Origin of the sequence: Halolamina salifodinae, from assembly GCF_017874235.1 — an archaeon.
GTDB classification, from domain to species: Archaea; Halobacteriota; Halobacteria; order Halobacteriales; family Haloferacaceae; genus Halolamina; species Halolamina salifodinae.
This window is the reverse complement of the sequence record NZ_JAGGLC010000003.1, coordinates 298,025-311,650: the sequence shown is the minus strand read 5'-3', so window position 1 is coordinate 311,650 and position 13,626 is coordinate 298,025. Positions and strand designations below refer to the sequence as shown.

Annotated in this window: 15 protein-coding genes and 1 tRNA gene; 11 read left to right on the top strand and 5 right to left on the bottom strand. The window is 64.7% G+C overall.

Going from position 1 to position 13,626, the window contains the following annotated elements; all coding sequences use genetic code 11:
• Window positions 1–5: 5 nt before the first annotated feature.
• Entirely contained in the window at window positions 6–1,727 is a 1,722-nt protein-coding gene (locus tag J2753_RS08615; RefSeq protein WP_209491528.1) for a histidine kinase N-terminal 7TM domain-containing protein, read from the top strand.
• A 24-nt stretch (window positions 1,728–1,751) separates the two neighbouring features.
• Window positions 1,752–3,017, top strand: a complete 1,266-nt coding sequence (locus J2753_RS08610; RefSeq protein WP_209491527.1) for a HEAT repeat domain-containing protein — start codon at window positions 1,752–1,754, stop codon at window positions 3,015–3,017.
• 24 nt (window positions 3,018–3,041) lie between these two features.
• Here J2753_RS08610 and J2753_RS08605 read toward each other — a convergent pair whose 3' ends face one another.
• Window positions 3,042–3,776: a protein sorting system archaetidylserine synthase gene (locus J2753_RS08605; protein ID WP_209491526.1), complete on the bottom strand. Its 735-nt coding sequence runs from the start codon at window positions 3,774–3,776 to the stop codon at window positions 3,042–3,044.
• A 118-nt stretch (window positions 3,777–3,894) separates the two neighbouring features.
• Between J2753_RS08605 and J2753_RS08600 the strand changes: the two genes are divergently transcribed.
• Window positions 3,895–4,341, top strand: coding sequence for a cupredoxin domain-containing protein (locus J2753_RS08600; protein ID WP_209491525.1), 447 nt, complete (start codon window positions 3,895–3,897; stop codon window positions 4,339–4,341).
• Between the two features lie 248 nt (window positions 4,342–4,589).
• On the opposite strand, the gene J2753_RS08595 is transcribed toward J2753_RS08600, so the two are convergent.
• Genes J2753_RS08595 through J2753_RS08580 form a run of 4 tightly spaced genes read right to left on the bottom strand, consistent with a single transcriptional unit; the run spans window position 4,590 to window position 7,026 of the window.
• Entirely contained in the window at window positions 4,590–5,213 is a 624-nt protein-coding gene (locus J2753_RS08595) for a 30S ribosomal protein S3ae (RefSeq protein WP_209491524.1), read from the bottom strand.
• The gene (locus tag J2753_RS08590) at window positions 5,210–5,461 is read right to left on the bottom strand and encodes a KEOPS complex subunit Pcc1 (RefSeq protein WP_209491523.1); all 252 of its coding nucleotides are present in this window, start codon (window positions 5,459–5,461) and stop codon (window positions 5,210–5,212) included. Before J2753_RS08590 ends, J2753_RS08595 begins: the two co-directional genes overlap by 4 nt.
• Window positions 5,458–6,558, bottom strand: coding sequence for an exonuclease RecJ (locus J2753_RS08585; protein ID WP_209491522.1), 1,101 nt, complete (start codon window positions 6,556–6,558; stop codon window positions 5,458–5,460). The genes J2753_RS08590 and J2753_RS08585 overlap by 4 nt, the downstream gene beginning before the upstream one ends.
• On the bottom strand, window positions 6,559–7,026 hold the full coding sequence (locus J2753_RS08580) for a 30S ribosomal protein S15 (protein WP_209491521.1): 468 nt from the start codon (window positions 7,024–7,026) through the stop codon (window positions 6,559–6,561). It abuts the gene before it with no gap.
• A 247-nt stretch (window positions 7,027–7,273) separates the two neighbouring features.
• Here J2753_RS08580 and J2753_RS08575 point away from each other — a divergent pair.
• The 8 genes from J2753_RS08575 (at window position 7,274) to J2753_RS08545 (ending at window position 13,595) form a co-directional block, all read left to right on the top strand.
• Window positions 7,274–7,345: transfer RNA gene (locus J2753_RS08575), tRNA-Ala, on the top strand.
• A gap of 282 nt (window positions 7,346–7,627) precedes the next feature.
• Window positions 7,628–8,170 (top strand): hypothetical protein, encoded by a 543-nt coding sequence (locus J2753_RS08570; RefSeq protein ID WP_209491520.1) that lies wholly within the window; start codon window positions 7,628–7,630, stop codon window positions 8,168–8,170.
• The gene (locus tag J2753_RS14545; RefSeq protein ID WP_281064192.1) at window positions 8,167–8,301 is read left to right on the top strand and encodes a hypothetical protein; all 135 of its coding nucleotides are present in this window, start codon (window positions 8,167–8,169) and stop codon (window positions 8,299–8,301) included. Before J2753_RS08570 ends, J2753_RS14545 begins: the two co-directional genes overlap by 4 nt.
• Before the next feature lie 127 nt (window positions 8,302–8,428).
• Window positions 8,429–8,956 carry a DUF488 family protein, N3 subclade gene (locus J2753_RS08565; RefSeq protein ID WP_209491519.1) on the top strand — a complete coding sequence of 176 codons (528 nt, stop codon included), beginning with the start codon at window positions 8,429–8,431 and terminating at the stop codon, window positions 8,954–8,956.
• Window positions 8,953–10,977 carry a DUF7845 domain-containing protein gene (locus J2753_RS08560; RefSeq protein WP_209491518.1) on the top strand — a complete coding sequence of 675 codons (2,025 nt, stop codon included), beginning with the start codon at window positions 8,953–8,955 and terminating at the stop codon, window positions 10,975–10,977. The genes J2753_RS08565 and J2753_RS08560 overlap by 4 nt, the downstream gene beginning before the upstream one ends.
• A gap of 318 nt (window positions 10,978–11,295) precedes the next feature.
• Window positions 11,296–12,012, top strand: a complete 717-nt coding sequence (locus tag J2753_RS08555; protein ID WP_209491517.1) for a hypothetical protein — start codon at window positions 11,296–11,298, stop codon at window positions 12,010–12,012.
• Window positions 12,013–12,228: 216 nt separating this feature from the next.
• Window positions 12,229–13,089 (top strand): hypothetical protein, encoded by an 861-nt coding sequence (locus J2753_RS08550; protein WP_209491516.1) that lies wholly within the window; start codon window positions 12,229–12,231, stop codon window positions 13,087–13,089.
• 194 nt (window positions 13,090–13,283) lie between these two features.
• Window positions 13,284–13,595 (top strand): hypothetical protein, encoded by a 312-nt coding sequence (locus J2753_RS08545; protein ID WP_209491515.1) that lies wholly within the window; start codon window positions 13,284–13,286, stop codon window positions 13,593–13,595.
• The last annotated feature ends 31 nt before the right edge of the window (window positions 13,596–13,626 follow it).

Sequence of the window (13,626 nt, the reverse complement as noted above, 5' to 3'; positions counted from 1 at the left end):
GTACCGTGACGCTCCACGTCGAACCGGGGATCCTCTACCTGGCGGCGCTGCTGGTGTCGGCCGCCGTCTGTGGGTTCATGGGCTATCTCGCCATCGCCAACAGCGACCGGCGGGGTGCGCGGACGTTCGGGACGCTCGTCGGTATTTTGCTGCTCTGGGCGCTGACCGAGATCGTCGAACTCGTCACCGCAGAGCCGTCGGTCGCGGCAGTCGCGCGACGGCTCCGGTTCGTGTTCGTCCCGTTCATCCCCGTTACGGTGCTGGTCATCGCGCTGCAGTACACCGACCGCGAGGAGTACGTCTCCTCGGATACGGTGGGCCTGCTCTGTGTGATCCCCGCCGTGACCGTCGGCCTGGTGGCGACCAACCCTGAACACGGGTTCGTCTGGATCGAGGGGATGATGGTGTCGGTGCCGCCGTTCTCGGTGTACGAGGTGACCTACCGGCCGTGGTTCTGGATCTACTTCGCGTACACCCAGGTGCTGATCGTGCTCGCGGTCGTGCTGTTCGTCCGCTGGGGCGTCGACGCCGAGGGGCCCTACCGGCGACAGGCCCAGTACATCCTTATCGGCATCTCGGCGCCGTGGCTGGGGAACCTGATAGAGATCTCCGGTCTTTCGGACTCGCCGATCGACCTCGGGCCCATCGTGTTCACGATCACGGGACTCTGTATCGGCGTCGCCGTGTTCCGCTTCCAGTTCCTCGATCTGGCCCCTATCGCCCGCGACACCGTCGTCGAGGCGATGCAGGGAGCCGTGATCGTGCTGGACGAGGAGGACCGCGTCGTCGACGCCAACCCCGCGGCCCGGCGGCTCCTGACGACTGCCAACGACGATGTCGTCGGCCACTCTGTCGATGATGTCGCACCGGCCGCGCTTGCGGCAGCCTGTCGCGAAGCCGACGGGGCGGAGACGCTTTCGCTGGCCATCGACGGCGGCGAACGCGTGTTCGACGTGGAACGCTCGGCGCTCCCCGGGCGCGGCCGGGTGGTGCTGCTCACGGACGTGACCGAGCAGCACCGGCAGGCCGAGCAGTTGGAGCGGCAGAACGAACGGCTCGAACGGTTCGCGAGCGTGCTCTCACACGATCTCCGGAACCCGCTCAACGTCGCGCAGGGCTACGCCGACCTGATCGAGCAGGACGACGCCGACGACGAGTACGTCGACCGCGTCGAGTCGGCGCTCGACCGGATGGACACGATGATCGACGACACGCTGGCGCTCGCGCGCGAGGCGTCGGCGGTCACCGATCCCGAGTCAGTCGACCTCGCCGCCATCGCCGAGGAGGCATGGAAGACCGTCCCGACGGGCGATGCCACGCTCACGGTGACGGTCGACTGCACCGTGCCCGCGGACCGAGGTCGGCTGGTCCGTCTGTTCGAGAACCTCTTCCGCAACAGTGTGGAGCATAGCTCCACGAGCAGCCGGACGGGGTCCGGCGACAGCGTGGAGCACAACGATAGCGGCGACCTCACGGTCCGTGTCGAGGGGATCTCGGACGGGTTCGCGGTCGCCGACGACGGCACAGGGATCCCCGAGAGCGAGCGCGAGGCGGTGCTCGAGCGGGGGTACACCACCAACGAGGGTGGAACCGGACTGGGGCTGGCCATCGTCGCCGAGATCGCGCGGGCCCACGGCTGGACCGTCGAGGTAGGCGAGAGCGAGGCCGGCGGCGCGCACATTGCGTTCCACGGCGTCGAGGGCGCGCCCGGAAGGGAAACGCCTTAATCAGTTTCGCCCCCATTCCGAGCTATGACCGACGACGAGGAGCCGACCGAGGGTGACGCGCTCCAGCTCACCGCCGACGAGATGGAGTCGCGTCTCGACGAGTCGAGCGAGGCGCTCGAGGCCGCCGAAACCGAGGCCGACCTCGACGACGTCGAAGCGACCGTCGACGCCGTCGCCGAGGCACTCGAGGCCGCCGAGTTCTCAGAGCCCGACGACGAGGAGTCCCCGGACGAGGCAGTCGAGTCCCGGATCGAGGAGCTCCGCGACGAGATCGAGGCCCAGCGTGGCCCCTACGCCGAGGACGTGTGCGCTGACCTCGACGACCTCCGAACCAAACTGACCGAGACGCGCTGGACCGAGGCCGGCACGTCCGAGACCCGCGACGCCGTCGACGACTACCTCGACGCCGCGGGCGACGCGCTCAATACCGACTTCGGCACCGCCGAGGACGAGAGCCCCGAGGCGCTGGCCCACGAACTCGACGCCGTCGAGGACGCCATCGAGGCTGCGGACCTCGACGCCGACGCGGACGCAGAGACCGTCGCTGCGCTGGTCGAGGCGACCGAGGGGCTGGAGACCGGCCTCGACGCCGCCGAGGAGTGGGACGACCTCCAGACCAACGAACAGCTCCTCGCCGAGGGGTTCTACGACGTGCTCGGCCACTACAAGGACTACCCCGTCGAGTGGGCCGCGCTGAAGGAGCACGAACAGCAGGGCAACGTCGATCAGATCCTGCGCGCGCTCGACGCGCTCGATTCGGAGTTCATGGAACGGCACTGCCTGGAGGCGCTGACCCGGATGGGCGACGCCGAGGCGTTCGAGGAGATGCACGACCGCGCCAGCCGCCGTGACCAGCCCGGGGTCGAGGCGCTGGGCAAGATGGGCCCCGACGCCGAGGACGCCGTCGAGACGCTCGTCGAATACGTCGACACCGACTCCGACCCACAGCTCCAGAAGGTCACGTTCCGCGCGCTGGGCGAGATCGGCAGCGAGGAGGCCACGCAGGCGCTCGCGGACAAACTCGAGATGGACAACGATAACGTCCGGCCGCTCGCGGCCCGCGCGCTCGGCATGATCGGCGACACGCGAGCCATCGAGCCGCTGGCCGAGACGGTCGCGGAGGACGAGGACCGGAACGTCCGCACCGCCGCGGCGTGGGCGCTCCGGCAGATCGGCACTCGTGAGGCACTCGAAGCCGCCGCCGAGTACGACGACGCCGAGGCGTACACGCTGCAGGCTGAGGCCAAGAAAGCCGGCGACGCGCTCGACGCTGCTGCTGTCGAAGCTTAAAGACTCAGAACGGCAGTTCTCTCTTTATCGACGCCAGTAGACCACCGGCCCGAGCACGAGATACGCCAGCGCGAGATAGAGCAGGCCGAACGCGAAGCCCCGGCCGTAGATGCCCGGCAGGAGGACGGCGCCAGCCTGCACGACCCCCATCACCAGCGCGTCCTGGGCGTGGAGATCCGGATAGACCACGTCACAGACCATCAGCGGCGTGAGCACGGCCGCGAGCGCCAGCAGGAAGCCAGCGTCGTGGAAGCCGATCAACACCGTCTCGGTGCTCCGGTAGCCCGTGAGCACGATGGCGCCGAAGATGGTCGCCGCGAGTGTCGTGGGGACGCCGACCGTCTCGTCGCTCTTGGTGTCGTAGGCGGTGTAGAGGCCGAGCCGGGCCACTGCGGCGGCGACGTAGAGCGCGGGGACGAGTAGGCCCGCAAGCGCGAGCAGGCCGTCGGGGGAGATCCCCGAAAGCAGCGACGCCGGGGTACCCCACTCTCGCCGAGTCACGACGGCGACGAGGAAGGCTGGGGCGACGCCGAACGTCGCTACGTCCGCGAGCGAGTCGAGGTAGGGGCCGGCCTCGGTGCCGCCGTACTTCCGGGCGACGACGCCGTCGAGGCCGTCGGCGATGGCGCCGAGCAGCACCAGCCGTGCCGCGAGGCCGATGTCGACGGTGGCGGCGACCACCGCGAGAAAGCCCAGCGCGGCGTTCCCGACGGTAACGGCGTCGGCTGGTCCGAGACGGCCGAGGAACCGCAAGCGCATGCCCCACGCGAGGAACGGCCACGGTTTACGTGTTTACATCCGCGCGCAGGCGGCGAGGTGTCCCGCCGACCATGACTGAATCACACCGCCTAAATCGCTCCGTGACCAACGGCGAACCATGGACCGCCGACGCTATCTCGTCGCTGCGGGAACGACCGCCGTGCTGAGTCTCGGGGGCTGTCTCGGCCTGACGCCGGACGAGAACGTGGACTACGACATCGGGATGCGTCCCACCGCATTCGATCCCGCGACGATAACCGTCGCGAAAGGCGAGGCGGTCGTCTGGGAGAACACGGGCACCCGCGACCACACGGTGACGGCCTACGAGAACTCGCTGCCGGACGGCGCCGAGTTCTTCGCCTCGGGCGACTACGACGACGAGCAGGCCGCCCGCGACGCCTGGGCCAACGGCTCCGGCGGCGCGCTGAGCAACGGCGACCGCTTCTCCTACACGTTCCAGATCCCCGGCGAGTACGAGTACTTCTGCATCCCTCACGAGAGCGGCGGAATGATGGGCACCGTGATCGTCGAGGATCGGACGCCGACGGCGACGCCCGAGGAGTAGTCGGCAGCGTCGCAGACCCCGACGCTGACGAAGTCGCTGGCCGCCGTCGCCGGCCTCCATCGTTGGCGACGCCACTGGCGCCGCCGCTATCCGGCGTGAAAAAGGCGAAAAGCGCGTGAATCCGCGGCCGATCCCGTCTGGGACGGCCGACAGTCGGCGTCGTTACTCGGCGTTGACGAGAACTGACTCCGTTAGTCCTCGTCGACGTCACCAGAAATCGGAGATTTCTGGTTGGCAGACGAGAGCGCCTACTCGGCGCTCTCGTCGACGTCCACAGCGGCTTCCTCCTCGGCGGCGACCTCTTCGGGTCGGGCCTCGAGAGTGAGCTTCTGGACCTCGACGCGGCGCAGCGGGTAGATGGTCTTGGCCTCGCCGTAGATGGCCGAGGAGATCCGGCCCTCGACGACGCTGTCGACCAGCTGCTCGAAGCTGCGTTCCTCGGCGGCCTCCTCGACGATGTCGACCATCTCCGCACGGATCGCCTTCTCCTGGGAGCGGTCGGCCTTCTGGGTCGTCAGCGCCACGGGCTGGATCTGGACGCGGTAGTCGTCCGTCGTCAGCACCGTGATGTTGGCGGCGACCTTCGAGGCGCCACGTCGGACCAGCGAGCGCAGGTAGTCCCGCGTGAGTTCGTACTTGATGAACTCGGTGTAGGCGGCGTCGCTACCGACGTCGTTGATCTTGAACGTCAGCTTGTTGTTGTTCTGTCCCTGGTCGCCCTCCATCTCGCCCAGCGTGGTCTCGATGGTGCGGCCGACGACCTGGTTCGGTTCCTCAGCGACGGTCTCGCCGATCTCGGCCCGGTCGAACTGCTCGGGCGCGAGCACGGTGTACCATCGCTTGCCTTCGATCGTGGTGGATTTCTCGCTCATGGTTGAGTGGTGTCGCGTGCCGTCTCGCAGACGGCGTCGGCGACGGTCAGATTGACGAGGTAGTCGTCGACGGACGCGGCCAGCCCACCCGCGTCCTCGCGGACGATGGTGGTCCGGACCTGCTCGCCGTCGACGCTCGTCGTCATCGCATCGGTGTTGTCGGGAGCGAGCGCGGCGGCCACCGCCCGCGAATCCTCGTGGGTGGTGGTCAGCGTCGCCTCGTGGCTCGACTCTGTGGCCTCGCTCATACTGTCTCCCGGAACGTCTCTGTGAACTGTTCGGTGTCCGTGTCGAAGCGCGCCCGTCCAGTAGCGTCGGTGCCGAGACCGGTCCCGCCGACCGCGTCGGCGGCCGTCGAAACGGCGTCGCCGACTCCGGACTCGCCCGCGGCGGCCGCGGCGCCCTCGGTGAGCGCCAGCGCGACCGGTTCGGGCGAGCGGAAATCCCGCCCGAGGCGGGCGACTGCCGGCAGGACCGCGGGGTCTGCGTCCGTTTCGAGGACCCAGACGCCGTGGTGTCGGCGGGTCTCCGCGGTGCGGAGGCCCTCGTGGACCGCGCGGCCGTACTCCCGCCACGCCGCGAGCGCCGTTTCGTCGGCGCCGTCGTGTTCGCCCAGCGCCAGCGCGATGCCGGCGGCGGGGGAACTGCGAGCGGCGGCGTTGAGCACGTCGGCGTAGCCGCCGAGCGTGGCAAACGGCGCGTCGGGCGTGCGGTAGGGCCGGAGCGCGCGCTCGATCCCTCGGGCGGCGCGTTCGGTCGCGTCCTCGGCGGCCACCGCGTCGATGGTGACCAGCGAGGCGAGTCGGCGGCTGAATTCCTCCTCGGATTCGAGTTCGGTGACCACCGCGGCCGCCGCGGCCTCGTCGCCCGAGGCCGGGCCGTGCAGCAGCGTCGACGCCGCGAGGTCGGCCGGGATCTCGTCGGTCGGGAGCGCCAGTCCGGGCTCCCGGTCGATCAGACCGGCCTCCTGTGCGGCCTCGAGTGCGTCCTCGGCGGCCCGAACCGTCTCGCCCGCGGCGATTGTGCCGGCGAGGGCGAGGACCGGGTCGTGGTCGGCGCCGAGTCGGCGAGCGACCGTAAACGCGGTCGGACTCGCCGGGTGGTCGAGGCTCGCGTCACCGTCGACGGCCGTGGGGCCGACGGAGACGGTGACGGCGTCCTCGGTCGCTGCGGCCGCCTCGTCGTCGAGGCGGAGTTGGAACGGGATCGCGCGTTCGGCACACGCCCGGGCGAGGAGGCCGGCAGCCGCGAGGCTGTCACCGTCGCTGGCGGCGGCGACCCGGACGAACGGGGCCGCCGACAGCGTTTCGGCGAGTGGCTCCTCGACTGGGCGCGCGCTGGACATCTAGCCTTTGAGGATCTCTTCGGCGGTTTCGTACTCGTACTCGAAGTCGGCGTCGAGTTTGTCGCCCTGGTAGTAGTTCACCAGGCGACGGATCTTGGACTCGGTGTTCTGCAGGGCGCGCTTGTTCTGGGCGTCCTGCGGGTTCCGGCCCATATGCTTGCGCAGGCGGACTGCGCGCTCCATCAGGTTCCGGAGGTCCTCGGGGAGGTCGTCGGTGGCGTCGTTCTCCTCGAGGATCTCGGTGACTTTCTTCCCGGTCGCCAGCTTGACGTCCGGGATGGGCGTGCCCTTCACGCCCTCGTCGCGCAGTTTCAGGCCAATCTGACTCGGGTCGTGGCCCTGCTCTGCGAGTTCGACGACGCGGGACTCGATGTCCTCGGCGTCGACGTCGCTCCACTCCGGCGGCTCCTCTGCCGCGGGGGCGTCCGAACCGGACGACCCGCGGCGACGTGTGTGCATTCGTGCCATTGGTTGAGTTGGAACGGCACTGACCGCGAAAAGACCGACTGTGCGTCGGACACTTCCGCAATCCCAAGCCCCCAGTGGGCGAAGTCAGATTTGCGGCCGTGCTGTTCCCAACGGAGAGTGACCGTCGAGGGGCTTAATGGCTTTCCATCCCGCGTGGCGTCGATGTGGCGTCGATGGTACTCGGTGCCGGAGTGCGGTCGCATCGAAGGCCTTAATAACCGGACGGCGATACGGTTTGATGCGAAGCGGGCTCGTAGATCAGTGGTAGATCATCCCCCTGGCACGGGGAAGGCCCGGGGTTCAAATCCCCGCGAGTCCACTCGAAATTTACTGTCGTGGCAAGGGTTCCTAGTTTCAACGCTAGAAGCCTCTTGCGTTCCGTTTTCCGGCTTTGAGGGTTCCCGAAATCACCCCTTCTCAGAGAGATTAGCCTCCCCAAAGGAGGGCGGGTCGACGCCGTCTGGGCCTGGCTTCAGGGGACGGGGGTGGTCCGCATGAGCGCGCTCTCCGAGGAAGAGACGCTCATCTGCGAGTTCTGCGGGTTCCCGATCCTCGATCCGGAGCAGGAGTGCGCCGCGCTCGACGACGGACGGTGTGAACCATGAGCCGCGGGCAGGACTTTGCGCGGTTCACCAGCGGCGTCGGCGCCGCCCTCGAGGTCGAGATCGGGGCCGTCGACGACGAGCCGTGCGCAGTCGGTCCGTGCGACTCGGACGCCGTCTACCGCGTCCCGTGGCCCTCCGTCGGGGGTGACGTCGCGTACTGCGGCTATCACCTCGCTCGGTACCGCGCGCGCCATCCCGAGCTCTGGGAGCGCCTCCAGGAGGCCGTCGACGAGGACCTCACCGCGTACGCGACGCGCGGTGATCGGTTCCTCACGTTCGACGAGGTTCCCGAGACGCTGTTCGACGAGCAGTTCGTCGCGGTCGCGCTGCTCGCGACCGGCCGCGCGCTCTACGAGGAGGACGATCCCGACGAGACCGTCGTCTACCTCACCGTCGATCGGTCCCTCGAGATCGACAGCCGCGAGGAGATCCCGCGCAGCCTCGCGGGCGACCTTCTCACCTGGGTCGAAGAAGCCCGCGGCGTGCACGAGTGGGCCGACGATGCGCTGGCGGCGCTCTACGGAGGTGGTGAGCCTTGACTTCGTGGAGCCCCGGCCCGAAGGAGCGCGTCTACGGCGCCACGGTCCAAGCGAACTGGGTCGGCGACGCGTGGGTCCGGCCGTGGATCCGCCCGGCCCAGATCACCAACTTCTGGGGTGAGGCGCCTTGACCGGCATCTTCCCCTCGAGTCGCTGTCCCTGCGGCGCCGACGGCGTTCCCAGCGATCGCCCCTACTGCGGCGACTGCCTCGCCAGCCTGCCCGCTGCGGTTTCCAAGGCGTCAGGAGGTGAGGCAGCTTGAGCGCCGATCGCGAGGGCGAGATCCGCACGACCTACGTCGGCGGGCTCGCCAGCGCTGACGTCGCCGACGAGGACCTCGTGCTCGGCGTTGTTCGCTACGAGTACGACTTCCTCGATCGCTCCGTCGACCGGAACGTTCCGGCGCTCGCTCCCCCGGAGGAGCTTCTCGACGCCTACAACGCGGTGCGAGAGGCCGCAGCGAAGGACGAGTCTGTCCCGGACACCGACGACGAGGCCCGCCGTGTCGCGTGGGACGGCGTCTCTTTCCGTGAGCGCTACCTGAACTACCTCGATCGCGCCGGTCCCCAGGAGGTCCTCGAAACCCTCCGGGATCGACTCGACAACGGGCGCGTCGTGTGGCTCGTCTGCCTCGAGGCCAACGAGGCCTTCTGCCACCGGCGACTCCTCGCTGCCCGAGTTGTCGACGAGGAGCCAGCGCACTTCAGCGAGATCTACGAGCCGCCGGAGAGCGAGCAGGATCCACAGGTCGCTCTCGACGACTTCGACGGAGGTGAGTCGGCTTGAGCTCCGAGTGGGACGCCCTCGATCAGGCCGAGGAGGTGCGGTCTTCCGCAGAGGATAGCGTCGAGAGCGACGTCGACGACTATCAGGCCGCCGCCGAGCGCCACTCCGAGGAGACCCACGGCGCCGAGGCAGGCGCCGTCGACGACGCCCAGACTGGTGCCGATCGGCTCGACGAGGACGAGATCCTCGCGGAGTGTCGCTTCTGCGACGCCGAGTTCTCCGTCCGCAGCGCCGAGCGTGTTCACTCCTGTCCGGGTCGTGATCAGCTCGCCGGCGCTGATCAGGACGGCCTCTTCCCGGTCGTCTGCCCGAACACCCACGAACTCAGGATCCAGAGCCTCTTCGCAGAGCACGGCATCGAGCCGTTCTGGCAGCTGCGGCGGACGTTCGACGACGATCCGACAGCCGTCGCCGACGACGTCGACGGCTTCGAGTTCGACGGCGACAAGTGGGTTGTGAACCACGAGACGACGAAGTGCTGGCGTGACGGTTGGGCGATCCCCGATGCCCAACGCGACTACGCCACCGCCTCCGACCTGGAGGACGGCCGCTTCCTCGAGTTCCAGTTCGCTCTCGTCGCCGTCGACGACGTCGGCGAGAAAGAGGCAGTCTTCACCGTCCGGCCCGGTTTCCCCGAGCCCCGCAAGCCCGACGGCTCGCGTGCTCGTGGCTTTCCTGCCGACCATCCCAAGGGCGTTCGCGTGGAGTCGAACTCTTCGAACCTCCACCCGAGACAGGTCTACCAGCTCCTACAGCGCTTCGTCGCCGAACTCGGCCTCGATCCCGAGCCCTTCGGCCTCGAGGCAGTTCACGAGTGGAGCCGCTGTACCCAACTCGCCCGCTATCTTCGCGTCACTCGCGAACTCTCCGAACAGCACATCGTCGGCTCCGGCGGCCTGATCGAGCGCCTCTCCCAGCTTGCTCCCCGCCTCGGTGGCAAGGGTGCCCACATCTGGGACGATGAGGACGTCACCGGCCACTACGAGTCCATCGCGATGGACGCGCCCGGGTGGTTGAAGCTCATCCCCGACAGCACTCACTCGAAGCGGCTGAAGAGCTACCACCCGCTGAACGCACGGAGTGCCGATACCTCCGCCGACGAGGACGAGCTCCGCGACCCGAAGATCGAACTCCAGCACGCCTCTCCCTCGCTTCTCGACGACGAGACGCCGTGGGAGGGCTCGGATCCTGTTCCCGTTCGTTCGGACCAGGAGTTCGACCTGTTCGACCTCGTCGACGAGATCGACAGCACGCTCTACAACTTCCTCGAGTGGGCCGGCTTGCCCACGCGCGCCGACGAGGACGTCTTCACTGCCGATCCGTACTTCCCGGTCGAAGAGGAGCAGCGCGACGTCGACTTCGTCGCCGATCCTACGCAGGAGATCGAGAACGCCGAGCGCGACCTCGTCCGCCAGCACGTCTCCAGTGGCGACCACTCCGAGAGCGAGCGCGCCGTCCTCGCCGACCTGGTCGACAGTCCGGACGGCAAGCACTGGGAGCAGATCCGGGAGTCCGTCGACGTCTCGAAGAGCACGATCTACCGCGCTGCACGGGCGTTCCCCGACCTGCTCAATCTCGAGAACGGCCGCCTGTCGCTGGAGGATCGCGCTGTTCGCGACCAGCTTCGCGGCGCCCTCTCGGTCTTCGACGACGTCGCCGATTGGGTCCGCGGGCAGGTCACCTCTCTCGAGACCGCCGTCGACGACAGCCGCCTCGAGGACACACCGCTGCTCTCGTGGGCCCGTCGCCACGGCGTCGACGTCGACCGAGGTCAGGACGGCTTCACGTTCCGCATCGACGGCCGCCGTCTCTCTTGGTACGACCTCTGGACGATGATGCGCGACGGCTTCGACGCGGCCGAGGCCACCGGCAGCCACACCGCGCGGGAGCTCGCGAAGACCGCCACGGTCGTCTACCGGAACGTCGACGGGCACCGCGTCTCCGACGACAACTTCGTACGCCACGACGGAACCCAGGACAAGGTCGTCATCTCCGGAGCCCCCTACAAGGCCCTCCGCTAGCGCACGACAGATCAGTGGCAACACTCGCGTTCGTTCTGATTCTTTATAAGCAATCCCGCGCGCTGGCCCCGATCCGGCGCTCGATCGTCGTCGACGCCATCGCGATGACTCCCGACTCCCCCTCCCGAGCGCCCCCGCCGTCCCGGAAGGTGGGTCGATCCCTCTTAGCCTGTGTCCATAAGGAGCGGTTCCGGAATCACGGCCCCACACCTTCCTCAGTCTCCAGTTGATCCACGAGAAACGTACCTTTCTCTTCTTCCGCAGATGCTATAGATGGATCTGCGAAAATGGTTTGAGGTTGAAAGCTTACTCCAGAGTATGGACGACGATCGTCAGGAGGATGATAGCGATAGCGAATATCCTCCCGATGTGCATGGATACGTGAGATCACGCCTGGATCGAGAAGGTCTGAATACGAGCGATCACCCGAGAGAGGCTTCTGATTTGATCGAGAAGGCCGCATCTGACTACATAGTCTTCACCGATGCTAGTGAGATTGAGGATTACGAGTATCACTACATCACGGCGGTCAGAATTGCTACCATGATCGGGGCAGGTGAGGACAAGTTCCAAGAGCAAGCGGAAGAATTCCTTTCCTCTATTCCCGCGGATTTACTTGATGATGAAGCCGCAAAACAGGTAGCTGAAAGCGCGGGGAGGTTCACCATCGGTAATAACGTCACCTTGGTGTATTCAATGGCTTACGAATTTGTTGACGACATGCTGGAGCACCTCCTTCCAGAGGTGCTGAGCGACGATGTGGATGATGGGACAGGGAACGTTCTCGTGAGCCAGATTCAATCGTACCCGGGGCGTGCTGATCTCTTGGCAAAAGCTGGTATAATCGACGATGAAACTCGGAATGGAGTCCGGCATATACGAGAAATTCGGCGAGACTTGGTACATGATGTTGAGGAACGATTTACTCTGTCACCCCTTGAGGATTTAGACAGGATAAACGACATCCCCACCATCCTGGATAAGCTATACGAGCTGGTATATGATCAGTCAGCGTATCAGTACGTCGACGAGTGATTTTCCAAGTTGTCCGCTGTCCCTAACGGGACATGGACAGCAAAATACACCGCACCGCCCCCCACCTCCCGCAGAAATCTCCAGTTGATGCACGGGAAATAGAGGTTCGAACCATTTTGAATGGGTGAACGGTGTTTTCTGGCCACCTCGTCGAGAGAGTTACTATTGATGACTGGCGCGTAAGATATATTGTTCATAGGGTCAACACCACAGCCAATGAAATTTCTAATCTATACTGCAGATCCGAAGGTCAAGACTGCGTCGCTCAGTAGGGTTGATGAAGATATCAATCAGAGCCTGGGTAGGATGATGGACATCCTTGAGGATATGAGTTTGGAGCGTGTTCTTGAAAACCAATCGACGAGACTTCTTGTAGACGATATTCGCTATGAAGGAGATCCGGAGGTTGTGCACGCAGATATTTACAAGGATACAAATCAGGGCCGTGCCCTCCACCAATTCAGCCGAGAAGGGGACGAAGTGACGATCGAAGAAGTTCTTTCTGAAGATGAAGAAGCATTTCAGCGGGGGCTTATGGGTGTCAAAGAGATTGATGGCACCCTCTTTCTAGCTGTTGAGAATACGTTTGGATCATATTTTGCAGGAGCTTCCTTAGGGATGGACCTACATCCACGGTACTCATCAGAGGCAATAAGAGCAATACAGAACTCAGATCAGATAGGTGAGACAACATTTGACTTCTCCGAGGATTATGATTTGACCGCATCGCTTGCCCGTCCACCGCAAGACGGGGATCTTCGAGAGGAGGAAGGATTTGGACTGACTGACCCCCTAAATGATATTCTATCAATGATGAATGTCTCACGAACACATCAGATCACGGTTGAAATTCCGCAGTCGGAGTGGATGGATAATGTAGGTACTTTTGAAGGTATCATACAATCCGACATCGTATCCACTATTAAGATCGAAACTCCTACACAAGGTATCGTTAGACTCGGTGAAGGTGGAGATCGGGCCATCCGAGAAACAGTCGAAGTGAGCTCAGCAGGAAGAGTTGCTGTCAGGAACGCACTCAATAAGTTGGAAGTAGAAGAAGATACTCAGGGAGAATGATACTGAACCTATTTCGTACTGCTATTCAAATCAAGGGCTATTCAGACCGGGTAGAGTATCCTATCCGTCTACCTTTTTATGTAGTCTGCAGCCTTGTCATCGGGGTTCTCCTTGCGAGTAGTGACAGAGCATCCACGCTTCCGATCTTAACAGTCACAGCGGTTCTTTTCGGATTTACAATAAACGCTGTCGTAATGCTGGGGAACTCATCAGAGTACTACATCCAAGCGGACGAGGACAGCCAAAACGAGGGGGATTCTCAGGATGAAACGGAGCTTGAGATCCTTTACAAGAAGTGCCTGTACATTTCCATACACACCCTTAGCATAGGGATAATCACCCTTACACTTGGAGGCATATTCAAGCTATTTCCCGAATTCGGGGTCTCAATAAGGGGTATAGATATTGTGGCTGCACTCACCTATAGTCTCCTAGTTTACTACCTAATCACATTCTCCACCGTGATCGCCACGGTATCTGAGCTAATCCACATCCGTGTCGTGTGAGTAAGGACTTACTCGACCAAAACACCGCTCC

Coding starts and splice junctions, on each gene's coding strand:
- J2753_RS08610 (WP_209491527.1), top strand. CDS start 1,752: ATGACCGACGACGAGGAGCCGACCGAGGGTGACGCGCTCCAGCTCACC.
- J2753_RS08605 (WP_209491526.1), bottom strand. CDS start 3,776: ATGCGCTTGCGGTTCCTCGGCCGTCTCGGACCAGCCGACGCCGTTACC.
- J2753_RS08600 (WP_209491525.1), top strand. CDS start 3,895: ATGGACCGCCGACGCTATCTCGTCGCTGCGGGAACGACCGCCGTGCTG.
- J2753_RS08595 (WP_209491524.1), bottom strand. CDS start 5,213: ATGAGCGAGAAATCCACCACGATCGAAGGCAAGCGATGGTACACCGTG.
- J2753_RS08590 (WP_209491523.1), bottom strand. CDS start 5,461: ATGAGCGAGGCCACAGAGTCGAGCCACGAGGCGACGCTGACCACCACC.
- J2753_RS08585 (WP_209491522.1), bottom strand. CDS start 6,558: ATGTCCAGCGCGCGCCCAGTCGAGGAGCCACTCGCCGAAACGCTGTCG.
- J2753_RS08580 (WP_209491521.1), bottom strand. CDS start 7,026: ATGGCACGAATGCACACACGTCGCCGCGGGTCGTCCGGTTCGGACGCC.
- J2753_RS08570 (WP_209491520.1), top strand. CDS start 7,628: ATGAGCCGCGGGCAGGACTTTGCGCGGTTCACCAGCGGCGTCGGCGCC.
- J2753_RS08555 (WP_209491517.1), top strand. CDS start 11,296: ATGGACGACGATCGTCAGGAGGATGATAGCGATAGCGAATATCCTCCC.
- J2753_RS08550 (WP_209491516.1), top strand. CDS start 12,229: ATGAAATTTCTAATCTATACTGCAGATCCGAAGGTCAAGACTGCGTCG.
- J2753_RS08545 (WP_209491515.1), top strand. CDS start 13,284: ATGCTGGGGAACTCATCAGAGTACTACATCCAAGCGGACGAGGACAGC.